The organism is Niallia circulans NBRC 13626 (assembly GCF_001591585.1).
GTDB lineage: Bacteria > Bacillota > Bacilli > Bacillales > Cytobacillaceae > Niallia > Niallia circulans.
In genome coordinates this window covers 169,369-187,272 of sequence record NZ_BCVE01000002.1, presented here as the reverse complement: position 1 = coordinate 187,272, position 17,904 = coordinate 169,369, and the positions used below count along the sequence as shown (strand labels likewise).

Genomic DNA, 17,904 nt, shown 5'->3' with positions numbered 1-17,904 from the left:
TTGTAATATTCAAAAATATATATGTATAAAAAGTTTGTATTAGTGTAAAATTACATTATAATATTTTTGTCATTTACTGTAGGGAGGAAACAACTGTCAATCGTTTATTAATTAGAACCAAAAAATAGAAAATGGGGGAAACATAGTTTGCGAAAAGTAAAGAAAGTGATAATTATATGTTTTATCTTGTTCTTGGCCACTACTTTTATTGTCAAAGAAGCAAATGCTGCTTCTACTGACACAATAAAAATCACAACAGAAGCTGGATTAGCTGGTAAGGTAATGGATGGAAGAGGATTTCAATTAAAAGTTACAATGGAAAATACAGGAGAAGACTTTAAAGGAGATTTATTAATTCCCTATTCTCCAAGCTATGAAGCTGGAGGACAAACATTAGTTTCTGTCGATATCCCGGCAAATAGTAAGAAGACCTATATGGTCACAATCCCTGGGATTTCTTCTGATACAGATTATGCTAACAAAAAGATGAAATTATATCGCGGAAGCTGGCAGAATGGAGATGAAGTAACTTTTACTGGAGTAAAAGAAGTAAGGGTAAATCTTATCCCTGAACAGACTTTAGGTATTCTTACTGATCAATATGATAAATTTAAAGATTTAAGAAAGCTGCCTAGTAATTCCATTTATACAACGGAAATGATCAAAGAAGAAATACCTGATCAGGCATTAGCGCTTGAAACAATGAGCTATCTGCTGGTTGATCAATTTTCACTGAGTGAATTAACGGATGAGCAGCAGCAAGCAATAAAAAAATGGATTGAAAATGGAGGTATTTTGATTACTGGTGCACAACCAAATGGAAAGCAAGCATACGGTCATTTAGAAACATCGATGCCGCTAGCACTTGGCAAAAAAGAACCTTTTTCCTTGACGGTTCTAGACACAAAAAATAAACAGCAAGCGAAAATAGATGGTTATCAATCTACCTTAATAGAGGGCGCAGAAGCAATTGTTTTACATAATGACCAGCCGATTATTGCGAAAAAGGAGCTCGGTGAAGGAAAAATTATTCAAGCTTCCTTTTCACTTAGTGATTCCAGTTTTCTTGGCTGGTCCGGATTTAATAGTTGGATAGAAAAAATACTATTAGCTGAAAGTTCGCAGCATGCCAATAATTCTCAATATAACAGTAACCCAATTGGTGATCTCTATAATAGTTTTGTGCAAGCAAATGAATATTTCGAGAGCTCCACTATTTCCACTAGTATATTATTAATTATTTTGACAGGTTATTTGCTTGTTATTGTGCCGATTTTATACGTTGTGTTAAAAAGAATCGACAAACGGGAGCATGCTTGGTGGATTATACCGAGCTTATCGATTCTTTTATCGATTGCGGTGTTCCTAACGGGTGCAAAGGATAAAATAAGAAATCCGCAATTTAATGAAATGGGTGTCTATCAATATAGCAATAACTATTTATCTGGATATCAAGCTACAACTCTTTTATCGAATAAATCTGGTGATTTTACATTTATGTATGATAAAAATTTGTATACTCCTATTCCTTTTACTGGATATGGAGAATTACAAACGAAGGCCGTTACAAAGGAAAAAATTAAAAAGAATGAAGTGATTTTTCCGGATGTAGAGTATTGGTCCAGTCGTACTATGTACGGCAAGTCCAGTATCCCAGTAGAAGGTGGATTCAGTCATAAGTTTGAAACAACAGAAAAAGAGATTACTGGTTCCATAACAAATCATTTTCCATATGATTTCTCCAACCTATTTATATGGTCGGGAACGGAAAAAATCGAATTAGGTTCTCTTGCTGCTGGAGAAACAAAAAAAATTAAGGTTTCTCGTAAGCATAAGTATTTTTCTAAACCATCTGATTCGAATCAAGGTTCCTATGTTTATGATTACAATGGAAATGATTTAAATGAATATAGAGAATTAGTTGCTTCAGGCTTGGTGTTGAATACGGAGTATTTTCAGACTGTGACAACTGGAGATCCATTATTAATTGGAATTACAAATGAGGATATCATCAAGGTTGGTTTAACAAGTGGAAAGGTAACGAAGAACAGCACTAATTTAATAATGGAGCCTCTTACAATAGCCAATAATTTTCCTGGGCCTTTTACCTTGAATGAAGGAGATATGTACCAGAAACTAGCAGTAATTAAAGGAACTGTCTATAATCAAAATTTCCAAGAAAATGATTTTACGTTAGAAGATGGGGAGTATCTCTATACACTTGGAATTCCGAAATCTTATGAAGATAGCTCGATTGCTTTTGAATCTATTACGATACAAGCAAGCGGAACTCCAGGTGTGAAATACAGTATTTATAATAAACGCACAGGAAATTATGAAGAAGTAAAAAATCTTTTCAAATTGGAGAAACAAAAGATTGCCGACTATTTGGATGAAAATAGAAAAATTACGCTGAAGGTGAATAAAGCAACAAATGGAGACCCATACATGCAATTGCCAACTGTTAAGGTGAAAGGAGAGATAAAAGAATGATAGAAATTAAAGGTCTTTCCAAGAAGTATGGGAAGTTTACAGCACTTGAACCATTAGATTTACAAATTGAAGCTGGATGTGTGTTTGGGTTTGTCGGCCAGAACGGAGCTGGTAAATCTACGACCTTCTCCATTCTTGCTACCTTATTAGCACCTACTTCTGGAACAGCAACGATAAATGGTGCAGATATCATCAAACAGCCGAAAGAGGTAAGAAAACAGTTAGGGTATATGCCTGATTTCTTTGGTGTTTATGATCAGTTAAAAGCAGAAGAATACTTAGATTTTTATGGTGCTAGCTATGGAATTTCGGCTGCACAAAGAGAAAAGTTAATTCCGCAGCTGTTAGAGCTAGTAAACCTTTCTCATAAGAGAAAAGAATATGTTGATCTTTTGTCGCGAGGGATGAAACAGAGACTTTGTCTTGCCAGAAGTTTAATTCATGATCCAGCAGTTCTTATTCTAGATGAGCCTGCATCTGGATTGGATCCACGTGCACGAATAGAAATGCGGGAGATTTTAAAAGAATTAAAGAATATGGGAAAGACCATTCTGATTTCTTCACATATCTTGCCAGAACTAGCAGAAATGTGTGATGTCATTGGTATTTTGGATCAAGGAAAATTAGTAGCGCAAGGAACGGTTTCAGCTATTCAACAGCAATTACAGAGTGAAAAAATCATTAATGTCAAAACATTTGATGTACAAAAAACGATTGCATTTTTGGAAGAAAGTCCACGAATTACAAAGATAGAAGTGCTGGAAGATGGCAAAGCAATTCAGTTCCTCTTTAAAGGTGGAGATAAAGAGCAGCTAGAATTATTAAAAACAGCGATTCAAAAAGAAATTCCGATTATTAGTTTTTCAGAGATGGAGAGCAATTTAGAGGATGTCTTTATGGAGATTACAAAGGAGGTTGAATTCTCTTGAAAGCTTATTTCATGAATCCAGTATTAAATAAAGAGCTAAAGCTACGTTTTCGTTCAGGAAAAACATTTGTCGGAATTCTGTTTTATCTGCTTGCGCTTACCTTGCTGATGGTTGCTTTAATGTATGTACTCAGAACCTCGAGCCCAAATGGATTTTTTAAACCACAGGAAAGTCGCTTGATGTTTATGTTTTTGGCGTTTGTTCAATTAGGATTAGTTTTATTTATTACACCAGGACTGACAGGTGGGGTAATTAGTAGTGAAAGGGAAAGACAAACCTTAAGTATTCTTTTAACAACCACCCAAAGCAGCTTTACGATTATTCTCGGCAAATTGCTTTCGTCCATTTCGTACTTAGTACTATTAATTTTAGCAAGTCTTCCGATATATAGTTTTGTGTTTTTATATGGTGGGATTTCGCCAACGCAGTTAACACAAGTATTTTTCTTCAGCTTATTTACGATGCTTGTCATTGGCAGCTTTGGTGTTTTATTTTCAACCCTTATACGCAAAACAATTGTTAGTATGGTGACAACCTATAGTGTTGCGTTATTTATTGTGGCTGGAACGGCAGTTATTTCTCTTATCCTTTTTCAAATAGCGAATATTCATGCTTCTGCGACTCCGGCAAAAGTTCCATCTGTATACTTTAGTGCCATGTTTAATCCTGGTATTGTGCTTGCAGATATATTTGAACCAACTGTTTCGGAACAAATTAAAGAATTGACAGGCATTAAGTTTCCGATTTGGTCTGCCCACCTTATTACTTATTGTATTGTGATTGCACTGTCACTAACAATTAGTGTTCGTAATTTACGTGCCAATATGAAAAAGGGAAGTTGATAAGTCTATGGAAAATCTTCAGCAGTATAAGGAATTGCTCAAACCAGTAAGAAAATCTATTGTGAGAGAGTTGCTTGCAAAAGAGCTATGCCTATTACTAGCACTTATAGGAGGAGGATTTCTCCTCCTTTCCATAATGGCGTATCTTTTTATTCTGCCTTTTTTATTATACTATCTCTTCGCCGTGCTGGGTCTTGGTGTTTCCATTTCTCTCATCCGTTTATGGAGAAAATGGCCAACAGAAAAACAAGCGGTAAAACTATATAATCAGTTTGTTGCCGATGATTATGCAACGACGGCCTTTTCCTATCTACATAGTGAAGGTGCGGTCGAACAAGTAGTTGTAAAGCAAGCGATAGCGCAAATGACAGAGAAACAACTAGCTGTATTAAGCCGAAAGAAAAGATATATTTATCCGAAATTTATTCTTTCAGGAATGGTATGTTTCATCATTTGTCTACTGTTACAGTTTTTTCCATCAGCTAATATGGAAGCTGCCAAGAAAAAAGAGAATGAGATAAAAACAATCGCTAAAGCGGAAAAGGAATTAGAAAAAGCGATAAAAAAAGAAACAGATAAACAGGTGAGAAAAGAGCTAAGACAAATCCAAAAGCAATTAGAAAAGAAGGACACGGTCGAAAAAACCTTTGCAGAATTGGAAAAACAGGCGAAAGAGCTCCAGCTGCAAAAGAGAAAGATTCAAGAGAAAAGCAAGGAACGCCAACAGACAGAATCCATGCTGAATGAGGCAGGTTTGAAATCTCTCGCTAAGGCTATCTCAGAGAAAGATAAGGAAGGAGTACAGAAAGAATTACAAAAAGCAAACGAACAATATAAACAATTAACAGATCAACAAAAAGATGCTCTCAATCAATTGACAGGTGCAAATAAGCAATTATCAGAAGAACAGCTTCAACAGCTATTAAAACAAATGGATGAATTGCTGAATAATGAGGAATTGCTGCAACAATTAGAAACTGTGCAAGCAGAACTTGACCAGGTAGGGAAAAAGCTGGAGGATGAAAGTCTAGCAAATGGAATAACAATCCCTAAGTCTCGTACGGTTGCCAATGGCTCAAGTAATAATGAAACAACTTCTTCAGGAGAAACAACTACCAGTAGTCAGCAAGGGCAGAATGATAAGGACAACTCAACAAATGGAAATAATGGTTCTTCCAGCTCGGGTAATGGTGCAGGTAATAGCAATGGATCAGGATCAGGCTCAGGAAATGGCTCCGGTTCAGGCAATGGTGCTGGTGGATCAGGGAATGGGAATGGCCCAGGAGCTGGATTCGGAAGCGGAAGCAGAGAATTATTAACAGTACCGGAAAAAACAGATGGAAAAGATAATGTCGAAGTGGATTCAGGTAAATTAGGCAATGGCAAGCAAGGTCAGATGACAGAAGGGGAAGGTCCCGTTCTAAAAGGGAATATTCGTCCGTATGAACAGGTATTTTCAGAATATGAAGCTTCTTACAGGGAAAGTACTTCAAGATATAAATTGCCAAATGACTTAGAAAATATTGTAAAGAACTATTTTACTGATATCAAACCAAATGAAAAGTAGGGGAAAAGATGGAAAAAGAACTAGTGGAACAGGATTTTATCCAAGCAGAGGCTTTGCTTAAAAAGGTGAAAGAGGAGATTGGCAAATTCATTGTCGGACAGGAAAAAATTACTGATGAGGTACTTTGGAGTATGCTGGCAGGTGGACATGTACTTTTAGAAGGACTTCCAGGTCTTGGAAAGACGATGATGATTCGCACTATTTCGGAAGTCATGGACTTATCCTTCGCGCGAATTCAGTTTACGCCAGATTTAATGCCAGCAGATATTACTGGTACGATGGTGCTGCAGCCTGATAATAAAGGAAAACAACAATTTCATTTTCATGAAGGACCTTTATTTAAGCATATTGTTCTTGCAGATGAAATTAACCGTGCAACACCGAAAACGCAAAGTGCTTTATTGGAAGCGATGGGGGAGAAAACAGTCACCATTATGGGGGAAACGAAAAAATTAGCAGCGCCATTTTTTGTATTGGCAACACAAAATCCCCTTGATATGGAGGGAACTTATCCATTGCCGGAAGCTCAGTTAGATCGGTTTCTATGTAAATTGCATGTTACTTATCCGTCAAAAGAAGAACTAAAAGCCATTATTAAAAAGACTACTGGAACGGAGTCAACTGTATTAACGCGTGTTGCCTCTGTAGAGGATATTCTTCATTTACAAAGTCTTGTCAAACAAATTCTCGTTGCGGATGATATTTTAGATATTGCTGTCAATATTGTTTCTGCCACTCATCCTGGTTCGGAGGATGCGACAGAATTAGGAAATAAGTATATTCAGGCAGGGAGCGGTCCGAGGGGACTGCAGTCCTTAGTAAACATGGCAAAAGCAAGAGCATTAGCTTCTGGAAGATTGCATGTCTCCATGGCAGATTTGCGTTATGCGGCACTACCAGTGTTTAGACATCGAATTTTGCTTAATTTTGAAGGGGAAATTGCGGGCATTACGACTGATCAAATTATGGAAGATATTTTGGAAAAAACATTACGCATTGAAGCAGGGAAGGGACGATGAAGAACTATCATTCCTTATTAGCAAGAATGAACCGAAAAAGACTGCAAGTTTCGACGAAGGGTGCAGGAATGCAGAATGGTCGAAGAAAATCTCATATTCACGGAACCTCCTTGGATTTTGCTGATTATAAAATCTATCATCCTGGTGATGATATTCGCCAAATCGATTGGAATGTATATGGCCGAACTAATAAGCCATATATTAAAAGATTTCAAGATGAAAAGGAGATATCAGTTAGTATCTTCCTTGATGGGACTGCCTCAATGAAACAAATACCTTCCAAGTGGGAGCTAGCAAGAGAATTAGCAGCAGGCTTAGCTTATATCACATTATCCCATGAAGATAGACTGAGTTTTTCTGTTGTTTCTACAAAGCATTCCTTTCATCGCAAAGGTTCAGTTCATAATAAACGAACCTTTTATGAGATTGTTGATGTAAAGGAGCAGACGATTAATGAAAGCTTCACACAATCATTAAGCAGTTCTATAAAAGCGCCGACACAAATGATTATTTTGATAACAGACGGTTTAGAAGCTTTGCCATTATTTGAGGAAAGTTTTAAACGATTAAAATACCGCAATCAGCAAATATGGCTGATTCAATTACTAAGTGAGAGCGAGATTCATCCGAATCTATCTGGTGACATACAATTAGTCGATAGTGAAAATGGAAAAACCGTGGATGTAAGTCTAAATAGCTCGATTAAAACACTTTATAGAAAAAGACTCGATCAGCATAATCAAGAACTAGAAGTTCTTTGTGCTACAAATGGTATCCGTTATTGCCAAATCAGCGATAAACTGGATATCCAAACGATTATTTTACGAGAACTGGCGTTTGCTGGATTGGTTCAATAATTCTTTTTCATTACGAGCCAAAAGGAGAGACAAAATGCATTTAGCACAACCCTATTATTTTTTGCTGCTAATTTTTATTGGATTATTCATCCTAATATATTTTTTTCGCAAAAAATATACAAAACAAACTATCCCCTCCAATTTACTTTGGGAGGAAGTTCTTAAGGAAATGAGGGCATCCTCCTGGTTTCATAAATGGCAAAATAATGTTCTATTCTGGCTGCAGCTTCTATGCTTGCTACTCTTGATGTTTGCATTAGTAGGACCATATTTTGCTAAAGAAACGATGAAAGGGGAGCAAATCATATTCTTATTTGATACCTCGGCTTCGATGGCCGCGAATGGTAGTAGCTCTAACCGTTTAGAAGATAGTAAAAAAGAAGCACTCGAAATGATGAAAGGTCTTCAGAAAAATCAAGCCGTTACGATTTTAGAGGTAAATGATCGTCCTCAAATACTTCTGCATAATGAGTCAGAGCGAGATAAAATAAGTGCCGCAATCAAAGGGCTAGAACTTTCCTATACACATGAAGACTGGCAAAGTGCAACAGAGCTGACGGCAAGTCTAGCGAAAGAGGGTAAAACGGCCATTCATATTTTTTCGGATGGGGTAGAGAAGGAAAGAATAAAAAATATCGATTCTTTTTATGTAAAAGTACATAATCAAGAGCAGGAAAAAGCAGAAAATGTTTCAATTTTATCTTTTGGTGTATCAAAAAATGCCGATAAAATAGCGGGAATTGCGATGGTGGAAAACCAAACAGATTCCCAAAAAACAATACCTTTTCAAGTTGAAAGTGAAAAAACAGTGCTTTATCAACAAGATATTGAATTAGAGCCAAAGGAAAGAAAAGTAATTGCGATAAACGATCTTCCTGAGAAATCTTATTACAGTGCCCAACTTAATGTAACAGATGATTTTTTAGTTGATAATATGCAAACCGCTGTATTAAATAAACAGGCAACAACTATGTATACTGATAATGAAATGAATCCTTTTTTGGTAAAAGGATTTGAGGCGATCGGTCTTCAAGTTATCCAAATGGAGAATAAAGAAGATTTTCTCACAAAACAGGATGGTATTTTCCTATTATCTGGTTCTGCGTTACCCGAACATATCGAAGGCCCATTTGTTTTCTTCTTTACAGGTGGAAAAAAAGAAGAAGTGCAAACAGTGATAGAACCAAGTGAGGATGAACTACTTTTACATGTCGATATGAAGGATGTTTTTATCACAAGTGCAACGAAGCAGACAATGAAAACGATGAAACCCATTGTTAAAAGTGGAGAACTGCCGTTAATTCAAAAAGGTGAATGGAATAATCAGCCCGCTATAGCTATTCAATTTGACTTAAAAGATAGTGATTGGCCATTACATCCAAGTTTTCCGATCTTTTTATATAATATGTATCAATGGCTTTCTTCTCAATCCAATTATGTTGGTGATTTTCAGCCATTAGAATCGCGGACCATTCATTTAACAAGCAAAGAAACAGAGTGGGATATTTATAATGAAAGCGACCAATTAGTGAGAACCTTCTCATTGGATGATGGTTTCCAAGCACCAAAGCTGCCTGGTGTTTATCAATTGACAAATGGCTCTGAAATTCTTTATTTTTCAGTAAATCTAGATGATCGAGAGAAGACGACTGCTACGCAAAAGTCGTTTGTTCTAAATGAAGATAAACTAATAGGCAATGAAATGACAAAAACGCAGAATGATTGGTTATGGTATATTTTATGTTTGCTTGCGCTGATCACTTTATGTATGGAATGGGAGGTGTATCGACGTGCAGATAGAGTTTAAATACCCATTCATTCTATTAATTTTTCTTCCTATTGTCTTTCTTCTTTATCGGTACTGGAAACAATCAAGGATGATGTCAAATAGAAAAGAAAGACAAGTTATTCTCTTTTTAAGAAGCTTGATTTTTTCTCTATTAATTCTTGCGCTTGCCATTCCACAAATAGTTCTGCCGCAAAAAGAAAACCAAGTTGTTTTTCTGATGGATCGCAGTGCAAGTGTACAAGATGCAGGAGAGCAGCAGCTTGAATGGCTGGAAAAAAGCTTGCGATATAAAAAAGAAAAAGATCTCTATAGTGTTCTTTCCTTCGGAGAAAAAACAACTATAGAGCAAATGATGGGCAAAGATGAACTTCGTTTTCCGAAATGGAATGAGGAGTTAGGCAAAGACCACACAAATATTGAAGGGGCGCTTAACCTTGCCAGCAGTGTTTTTTCCAATAATAGCGGCGGTAGGATTATACTGTTTACCGACGGGAACGAAACGATGGGAAATCTTACTGAAGCGGCAAAATTATTAAAAAACCGCTCCATTGAATTAGACACTGTGCTGCTTGAGCCCTCTTTATATGAAGATACTGCTGTTACAGATGTAGAAGTGCCGTCCACTTTATTTGAAGGGGAACAAGCAAATGTTTCTGTAACAATTGAAAGTAATAAGGCGAAAACGGGATTACTACATTTTTATGAAAATAATCATAAAATTGTCTCAAAGTCTATCAAAGTGAAAGAAGGTACAAATGTAATCCCTATTCAGTTTCCTGTAAAACAGACTGGCTTGGTAACATATAAAGCAGAAGTTGAACTTATGAATGATGCCTATGCTGAAAATAACAAGCTTCAGGTTGTCAATACGGTTAAAACCATTCCGAAAATTTTAGTAGTGCAAAATAGTCCCAATGAAGCATTTGTTCAAGCATTAGAAGCTGCTGGGTATAAAGTAGAGGTTCGTTCCTCTATTCAGCTTCCTACTGTGCTTTCTGGCTATTTAAACTATCAGTCGATTATTTTTAATAATATTGCAGCAACAGATATTACGGAAAAGCAAATGAGTCTTATTGAAAAAAGCGTTAAAGACTTTGGTGTCGGTTTTCTCATGACGGGTGGAGAAAACAGTTTCGGGTTAGGAGGATATTTTCAAACCCCTATCGAAAAATTATTGCCTGTTGATATGGATATAAAAGGGAAAAAGGAAATGCCCTCACTGGCATTAATGATTGTTTTGGACCGTTCGGGAAGCATGGACGGATCGAAATTTTCGTTAGCAAAAGAAGCAGCAGCTCGGACTGTAGAATTGCTTCAAGAGACTGATACATTAGGATTTATAGCTTTTGATGATAAACCGTGGGTTATTGTAGAACCTGAACCTTTGAAAAATAAAGAGGAAGTTGTAGAGAAGATTCGTTCTGTCCCAGTTGGCGGCGGAACCGAAATTTATGGGTCATTACTGGAAGCCTATGAGCAAATCAGTGATTTAGATGTAAAAAGAAAACATATTATTTTGCTAACAGATGGACAATCTGCAACGAATAATAATTATGAAGAGTTAATTAATAATGGCAGCAAGAAAAACGTTACAATTTCAACAGTGGCTTTGGGGGCGGATGCAGATCGGAATTTATTAGAAGAATTAGCGGAAATGGGAGCTGGACGTTTTTATGATGTACAGGATTCTTCGGTAATTCCTTCGATTCTATCAAGAGAAACTGTTATGGCGACAAGAACTTATATTGAGGATAATCCGTTTTATCCTCAAATAAAGTCTGGCTACGGATGGGATTCCTTGTTTAGTAAAGGGGTACCAAAAATGAATGCCTATATCGCAACAACGCCAAAATCAGAAAGCACCGTTCCAATTGAGAGTACAAAAAAAGATCCTGTTCTAGCGGAATGGCAATACGGTTTAGGTAAGGCAATAGCTTTCACTTCTGATGTAAATGGTATGTGGGCAGGAGATTGGGCGCGTTGGAACCAATGGAGTAGTTTTATGACAAAAATGGTCGCAAATACCCTGCCACAGTACGATTCGGAAGCATATTCTTTATCCGTTGAAAAAGCGAAAGACCGAACCTATCTATCGATAACCGCTGATCATTTATCGATGCTTCCGATTGAAACAACCATTATTTCCGAAAGAGGAGATACGGTGGAAGGAAATACAAAAATGATTGCTCCAGGAAAATATGAAGTGGATGTTGACGATGATCCAGGTCTTTATTTTATTCATGTTAAACAAACAGATGAGGACGGAAACGTTACTGTTTACCAATCAGGATTTACCGTTCCCTATTCAGACGAATATTTAATTACCGGAGCAAATAAAGAAAAGCTTGCTGAGCTTCTGGCGATAACTAACGGATCTCAGCTGGAGAAAGAATCACAAGCGTTTCGTCCGTTAAAGGATCCAGTTAAACAAAAGCAGGAAATTACCGAAATCTTGCTGCTGATTAGCTTCCTGCTTCTATTTTTCGAAATTGCTATTAGAAGACTTGGATTACCAGTGAAATTTTTCCCTGTCTTTGAAAAGAGAAAAAGAGGTAAGCGTCAAAAGAATCGAATATCTTCTATAGAGAAGAAAAAAAGTGGAGCACCTAAAGAAAGACCAGTTGCTTTAAAGAAAGATGTTTCAAGCAGAGAACCGAAACAAAAGCAAGAAAAACCGCGAGAGAAGATAAAGACGGAAAAGGTAGACAGCGAAAATCATTTGGAACAATTATTACAAATGAAGCGGAAGAAAAAGCGATGAATCAGATTGGTATGAAACTGCAGACAAACTTTATTGATTGTCTGCAGTTTTTTGAGGTGGAAAAGGTAATAGAGAAGTACCATCTGTGACCGAGCAAGGGGCAAGAAGTCAAGTCCGAAATAATGTGTTAAATTCCTTAACTACAATGTTACAACTTAATTTAGATTCTTTTAATTCTAGGGTATAATAAACTAATATTGTAATATTTTGGAATAGAGGAAATGGTCAAAAAAAAGGAGAGAGACATGAGCAACAAACTACTATAGTTTATTTGGAGTTATCTAACTTATTCCTTCGAAGAGGCTATTGATGGAGCAGATTTGATAGCGGAAGTAAAAATAATGGTAGAACTACTGCAAAAAAACACCGTAACGGCTACACATGAACTAGGAAATGCAATTGGTATAGGCGATTTATATAGTGTAGTTAATAAAAACAAACTAATGTATGGGATAGAAAACAGAACTGAAATGCACCACAAACTGCTGATAAAACAGATGCAAAAGAGGCTACGAGATCATTGAAATTCTAGAATTATGAATCTAGCAATTTTTTAGAAATATTAATTTTAATATTCAAAGATAGAGTCCTCCAGAAAAGAGATATATGAAACGTTTGATTAGGCAGCTTTTATAAGGTGTCTTTTTTCTGGCTCATAATAGCCTTTAAGGTAATCACGTCGGTCGGCAGAACGTTCATAAGAATTGGCATTTAGATAGAGGTCACGCTCTTTTTCCATAAGTTCATTTAATACTAAAACGATAGAAGATTTCGTAATCGCTTCTATATCAAAATTAATTACGGATTCTTTTTACACAATTATATGGACTTAATCGGGAAAGAGGAGAAAAAGGTAACAGAGAAGCTTAGTAAAACCTATGTGTATTTTATGTCAAAAAAACTTATCTCATTTATAGATGCTCAGTAAGACAATTACCAGTTTGTACAACGATAACCAAGTCGCTTCCGCTTTTCGATTTGTCCGGCTCCGAGTGTCCAGGGGCTGATGGGCTTCCCGCCGCTTCCCTACGATAAGTCAACATCAGTTCACTGTCTTTCGCTGTGTTTCCTTTATCTCAGTAAGACACCTACCAGTTTGTACAACGATAACCAAGGCGCTTCCGCTTTTCGATTTGTAAAGATATTTTCTTGACATCTTTTTTGGGGGTGTGTAAAATAGTCGATGTAAAGGCTTTTGACTTAACACGGGGGTATTATTCGATGCTTGAGAAAACAACGAGAATGAATTATTTATTTGATTTTTATCAGTCGTTGTTAACACCGAAGCAACGAAGCTATATGTCTCTTTACTATTTGGATGATTACTCTCTTGGGGAGATTGCTGCGGAGTACAATGTAAGCCGGCAAGCGGTGTATGACAACATTAAACGTACGGAAGCAATGCTAGAAGAATATGAGAATAAGTTAGTGTTACTTCAGAAATTTCAGGAACGTCAAGTTCTTTTTGAAAAGATGAAAAAAATGCTAGAACATGATACCTTATCTATATCTGCGTTGCGAGAAGCAGTAGAGGAACTAGAGAAATTAGATTAAGGAGGCTGACGTATGGCATTTGAAGGTTTAGCTGACCGACTGCAGAACACGATGCAAAAAATCCGCGGAAAAGGGAAAGTAAATGAAGCGGATGTTAAAGAAATGATGCGTGAAGTTCGTCTTGCACTCCTTGAAGCGGACGTTAACTTTAAAGTGGTAAAAGACTTTGTCAAAAAAGTAAGTGAGCGTGCAGTTGGACAGGAAGTGCTAAAAAGCTTAACTCCTGGACAACAAGTTATTAAAGTAGTAAAAGAAGAACTTACTGAATTAATGGGTGGAGAAGAAAGTAAAATTGGCGTTAGTAAGCGCCCTCCAACTGTTGTTATGATGGTCGGACTACAAGGGGCAGGTAAAACAACAACTACTGGTAAGCTTGCGAATTTATTGCGTAAAAAACATAATCGTAATCCGTTATTGGTAGCTGCAGATATTTATCGTCCTGCTGCGATTAAGCAATTGCAAACTTTAGGAAAGCAGCTTGATTTTCCGGTATTTTCACTAGGAGATCAAGTTAGTCCAGTTGAAATTGCAAAACAAGCAATTGAAAAAGCAAAAGAAGATCATCATGATTATGTTTTAATTGATACAGCTGGTCGCCTTCATGTAGACGAAGCACTAATGGATGAATTAAAGCAGATCAAAGAACTTGCAAACCCAGAAGAAATATTACTCGTTGTCGATGCAATGACAGGGCAGGATGCTGTTAACGTAGCTGGCAGTTTTAACGAGCAGTTAGGATTAACGGGAGTTGTTTTAACAAAACTTGATGGGGATACACGCGGGGGAGCAGCACTTTCTATTCGTTCTGTTACAAATACACCAATTAAATTTGTTGGTTTGGGAGAAAAAATGGATGCGCTTGAAGCGTTTCACCCTGAGAGAATGGCTTCCAGAATCTTAGGAATGGGCGATGTCCTAAGCTTAATCGAAAAAGCACAAATTAATGTAGATGAAGAAAAAGCAAGAGAGTTAGAAAAGAAAATGAAGTCTGATTCATTTACCTTTGATGATTTTCTTGATTCCTTAAGCCAAGTTAGAAGTATGGGGCCGCTGGACGAATTATTAAAAATGATGCCAGGTGCGAACAAAATCAAAGGCTTAAATAATATGAAGGTGGATGAAAAGCAAATTGCCCATGTTGAGGCAATCATTAAGTCCATGACAAAGCAAGAAAAAGAGCATCCTGAAATTATCAATTCTGGCAGAAGAAAGCGTATTGCGAAAGGAAGCGGAAGAACGGTTCCAGAAGTAAATCGACTTTTAAAACAGTTTGATGATATGAAAAAAATGATGAAGCAAATGACCAATATGGGTCAAAAAGGCAAGAAAAAAGGTAAATTTAAATTACCATTTAACCCTTTTTAACAGCGATTATTTGTAAAAAAGAGGATCTGTTTGTCCATTGGAATGGCGCGGAGACTGCCTGTGAGAGGGCTTAAATAAAGATTTTTAACACTGACAAGAAAAAACACTTTACAAAGTGTTGGAGTATCTGATAATATACTATCTTGTGTGAAACTATTCGGAGGTGCAATATTAAATGGCAGTAAAAATTCGTTTAAAAAGAATGGGAGCAAAAAAATCTCCTTTTTATCGTATCGTAGTAGCAGATTCTCGTTCACCACGTGATGGACGTTTCATTGAAACAGTAGGAACTTACAATCCAGTAGCAAACCCTGCTATCGTGGAAATCAACGAAGATAAAGCTCTACAATGGTTACAAAATGGTGCAAAACCATCTGATACAGTACGTAACCTATTCTCTAACCAAGGTATTATGGAGAAATTCCACAATATCAAAAACGGTAAATAATATTTGATGCAATGAAAGAGCTTATAGAAACGATTGTTAAGCCCCTTGTTGATTTTCCAGAGGAAGTTGCTGTAACTGTAACAGAAGAGGATAATCGTATCACTTACTTGCTTTCTGTCAACGAGAATGACATTGGAAAGGTAATAGGGAAGCAAGGGCGAGTTGCTAGAGCAATTCGAACGATTGTTTATGCAGCAGGATCATTACAACAAAAGAAAATTATTGTTGATATTAGAGATTAAATGAAAAGGAAGGAGGGGGAACCCTCCTTCCTTTATTTTTTAGGGGAAATAGTAGCCTTGGCTGATAAAATGGAAATTTGGCTGAAAAGAGAGCGTGTTTGGCTGATAAATCGGAAATTCGGCTGATATGAAAGCAGGATTGGGTGATAAATCGAGATTTTGGGCTGATGATCGCACTATAAATAGCTAATATAACTTCATTACCCTAAAAGGCAGAAACAAACGGCAACTTTTCTGAAAAATAGTTGTAATTACGTTCGGAAAATTGATTCCCCCCTTTGTTTTTAGACGAAAACAGTAATCTGTGTTACTTTGTTAGTAGTAAGGACTAAAGTTGTCATCTGTTAGGAGGAAGTGAATGAAGATTCTTCAGTCTGTAACAGTAAAACAAGTATTAACCGAAACTACCAAAAAGTCGATTTCCGATCGATATAGGCAAGAAATACAGCAGTTAGAAAAAGAAATACAGCAGCTTCAATTTGAAGAAAGAAAACAATTGAAAAATAATCCTTCTATTTCGGAAATAAAAACTTTTTTTCGTAAGGAAGTTACAAATAAATTAGAGAAACAAAAAACGATAGAGTTTCAATTAAAGCAATTACATATACTACCGTTAGGGACAGAGATTAAAGAACAGGAAGTAATGGGACTTGTTGATGTTCAAGTGGGACAGGCTTGGGAAAGTACTAAGAAGACGATTGTTGTCAAAGATGGAATAGTGGTTGATATTCGATAGAGGTGAAGGTAATGGAAAAATGGTTTAATGTTGGAAAAGTTGTGAATACCCATGGGATAAGAGGAGAAATCCGCGTCATTTCTCGTACTGATTTTCCAGAAGAACGATATAAAATTGGAAACACCATTTATTTTTTTCAAAACGATAAAGCAAATCCCCTAGAACTGAAAATTAAAAGTCATCGTGAGCATAAGAACTTCAATCTACTTACATTTGAAGGCTATGATAATGTAAATGATGTAGAATTTATGAAGGGTGGTCTCCTGAAGGTTCCAGAGAGTTTTTTAGGTGAGCTTGCGGAGAATGAATATTACTTCCATGAAATTATTGGCTGTAAAGTAGTGACAGTTGAAGGAGAAGAACTTGGAGAAATCACAGAAATTTTAACACCAGGTGCAAATGATGTTTGGGTGGTAAAGGGTAAAGATAAGAGTGAAATTTTAATTCCTTATATTGAAGAGGTAGTCATGAAAGTAGATGTAGAAGAAAAAGTAGTTGTCATAGAGCCGATGGAAGGGCTGTTGTCTTAATGAAAATTGACGTATTGACTTTATTTCCTGAGATGTTTGAAGGCGTCCTTCATAGCTCCATTTTAAAAAAAGCACAAGAAGCGGAAAAAGTAGCTTATAAGATCGTCAATTTTCGCGATTATGCCGATAATAAACATCAAACCGTTGATGATTATCCATATGGAGGAGGTGCGGGAATGGTGTTGAAGCCACAGCCTATATTTGACGCTGTGGACGCTCTAAAACCAAAAGATAACAGAAAGCCTCGTGTCATCTTGATGTGCCCTCAAGGCGAAAGATACAGTCAAGCAAAAGCAGAGGAATTAGCACAAGAAGAGCATTTGATTTTCATTTGCGGACATTATGAAGGCTATGATGAGAGAATTAGAGAACATTTAGTGACAGATGAAATCTCCATTGGTGATTATGTCCTTACAGGCGGCGAATTAGGGGCTATGGTCGTTATTGATAGTGTAGTACGTTTATTACCAGGCGTGCTTGGAAAAGAAGCATCCCATGTTAATGACTCTTTTAGCACTGGTTTGTTGGAGCATCCTCATTACACTCGTCCAGCCGATTTCCGAGGAATGAAGGTACCAGACACGCTGCTTTCTGGAAATCATGCACATATTGATGAATGGAGAGAAAGGGAATCCTTCCGAAGAACGATTGAAAGACGACCAGATTTACTCGAAAATTATCCGCTGACTGAGAAGCAGAAAAAGTTGGTAAAAGAGCTAACAAATCAGCATCATCCAAGCTAATGGGGGATGGAATTGTTGATGATTTGATG

The 17,904-nt window shown here is 36.8% G+C and carries 16 protein-coding genes and 1 pseudogene; 16 read left to right on the top strand and 1 reads right to left on the bottom strand.

From position 1 onward, the window contains the following. Positions 1 to 147: 147 nt before the first annotated feature. The 9 genes from BCI01S_RS03355 to BCI01S_RS03315 all read left to right on the top strand — a co-directional run bounded on the left by BCI01S_RS03355 (position 148) and on the right by BCI01S_RS03315 (position 12,781). Complete coding sequence (locus BCI01S_RS03355; RefSeq protein ID WP_061796726.1) at positions 148 to 2,493, top strand: DUF8725 domain-containing protein; 2,346 nt, start codon at positions 148 to 150, stop codon at positions 2,491 to 2,493. Then, positions 2,490 to 3,422, top strand: a complete 933-nt coding sequence (locus tag BCI01S_RS03350; protein WP_047939973.1) for an ABC transporter ATP-binding protein — start codon at positions 2,490 to 2,492, stop codon at positions 3,420 to 3,422. Before BCI01S_RS03355 ends, BCI01S_RS03350 begins: the two co-directional genes overlap by 4 nt. After that, positions 3,419 to 4,264: an ABC transporter permease gene (locus BCI01S_RS03345; protein WP_061796724.1), complete on the top strand. Its 846-nt coding sequence runs from the start codon at positions 3,419 to 3,421 to the stop codon at positions 4,262 to 4,264. Before BCI01S_RS03350 ends, BCI01S_RS03345 begins: the two co-directional genes overlap by 4 nt. A gap of 7 nt (positions 4,265 to 4,271) precedes the next feature. Further along, positions 4,272 to 5,831, top strand: coding sequence for a DUF8809 domain-containing protein (locus BCI01S_RS03340; protein ID WP_061796722.1), 1,560 nt, complete (start codon positions 4,272 to 4,274; stop codon positions 5,829 to 5,831). 8 nt (positions 5,832 to 5,839) lie between these two features. Next, positions 5,840 to 6,850 (top strand): AAA family ATPase, encoded by a 1,011-nt coding sequence (locus BCI01S_RS03335; protein ID WP_061796720.1) that lies wholly within the window; start codon positions 5,840 to 5,842, stop codon positions 6,848 to 6,850. Continuing rightward, entirely contained in the window at positions 6,847 to 7,707 is an 861-nt protein-coding gene (locus BCI01S_RS03330) for a DUF58 domain-containing protein (RefSeq protein ID WP_061796718.1), read from the top strand. The genes BCI01S_RS03335 and BCI01S_RS03330 overlap by 4 nt, the downstream gene beginning before the upstream one ends. Next, positions 7,619 to 9,514 carry a vWA domain-containing protein gene (locus BCI01S_RS03325; protein ID WP_082809994.1) on the top strand — a complete coding sequence of 632 codons (1,896 nt, stop codon included), beginning with the start codon at positions 7,619 to 7,621 and terminating at the stop codon, positions 9,512 to 9,514. The genes BCI01S_RS03330 and BCI01S_RS03325 overlap by 89 nt, the downstream gene beginning before the upstream one ends. Further along, positions 9,498 to 12,257, top strand: coding sequence for a VWA domain-containing protein (locus tag BCI01S_RS03320; protein WP_235844433.1), 2,760 nt, complete (start codon positions 9,498 to 9,500; stop codon positions 12,255 to 12,257). Before BCI01S_RS03325 ends, BCI01S_RS03320 begins: the two co-directional genes overlap by 17 nt. Positions 12,258 to 12,598: 341 nt before the next feature. Further along, positions 12,599 to 12,781, top strand: coding sequence for a zinc metalloprotease (locus tag BCI01S_RS03315; RefSeq protein WP_144544195.1), 183 nt, complete (start codon positions 12,599 to 12,601; stop codon positions 12,779 to 12,781). A gap of 122 nt (positions 12,782 to 12,903) precedes the next feature. Here BCI01S_RS03315 and BCI01S_RS26430 read toward each other — a convergent pair. Next, a pseudogene (locus BCI01S_RS26430) lies at positions 12,904 to 13,056 on the bottom strand (IS256 family transposase); the annotation flags it as partial. Between the two features lie 422 nt (positions 13,057 to 13,478). Between BCI01S_RS26430 and BCI01S_RS03310 the strand changes: the two are divergent. The 7 genes from BCI01S_RS03310 to trmD all read left to right on the top strand — a co-directional run bounded on the left by BCI01S_RS03310 (position 13,479) and on the right by trmD (position 17,875). Then, entirely contained in the window at positions 13,479 to 13,811 is a 333-nt protein-coding gene (locus BCI01S_RS03310) for a putative DNA-binding protein (RefSeq protein ID WP_047939979.1), read from the top strand. Between the two features lie 12 nt (positions 13,812 to 13,823). Further along, the gene (gene ffh / locus BCI01S_RS03305; RefSeq protein WP_047939980.1) at positions 13,824 to 15,176 is read left to right on the top strand and encodes a signal recognition particle protein; all 1,353 of its coding nucleotides are present in this window, start codon (positions 13,824 to 13,826) and stop codon (positions 15,174 to 15,176) included. 175 nt (positions 15,177 to 15,351) lie between these two features. Further along, positions 15,352 to 15,624 carry a 30S ribosomal protein S16 gene (gene rpsP / locus BCI01S_RS03300; RefSeq protein WP_016201097.1) on the top strand — a complete coding sequence of 91 codons (273 nt, stop codon included), beginning with the start codon at positions 15,352 to 15,354 and terminating at the stop codon, positions 15,622 to 15,624. An 11-nt stretch (positions 15,625 to 15,635) separates the two neighbouring features. Next, entirely contained in the window at positions 15,636 to 15,866 is a 231-nt protein-coding gene (locus BCI01S_RS03295; protein WP_031534442.1) for a KH domain-containing protein, read from the top strand. Positions 15,867 to 16,224: 358 nt separating this feature from the next. Next, positions 16,225 to 16,602 carry a YlqD family protein gene (locus tag BCI01S_RS03290; RefSeq protein WP_047939981.1) on the top strand — a complete coding sequence of 126 codons (378 nt, stop codon included), beginning with the start codon at positions 16,225 to 16,227 and terminating at the stop codon, positions 16,600 to 16,602. An 11-nt stretch (positions 16,603 to 16,613) separates the two neighbouring features. Continuing rightward, positions 16,614 to 17,132: a ribosome maturation factor RimM gene (gene rimM, locus BCI01S_RS03285; protein ID WP_047939982.1), complete on the top strand. Its 519-nt coding sequence runs from the start codon at positions 16,614 to 16,616 to the stop codon at positions 17,130 to 17,132. Next, on the top strand, positions 17,132 to 17,875 hold the full coding sequence (trmD, locus tag BCI01S_RS03280) for a tRNA (guanosine(37)-N1)-methyltransferase TrmD (RefSeq protein ID WP_047939983.1): 744 nt from the start codon (positions 17,132 to 17,134) through the stop codon (positions 17,873 to 17,875). The genes rimM and trmD overlap by 1 nt, the downstream gene beginning before the upstream one ends. Positions 17,876 to 17,904 lie beyond the last annotated feature (29 nt).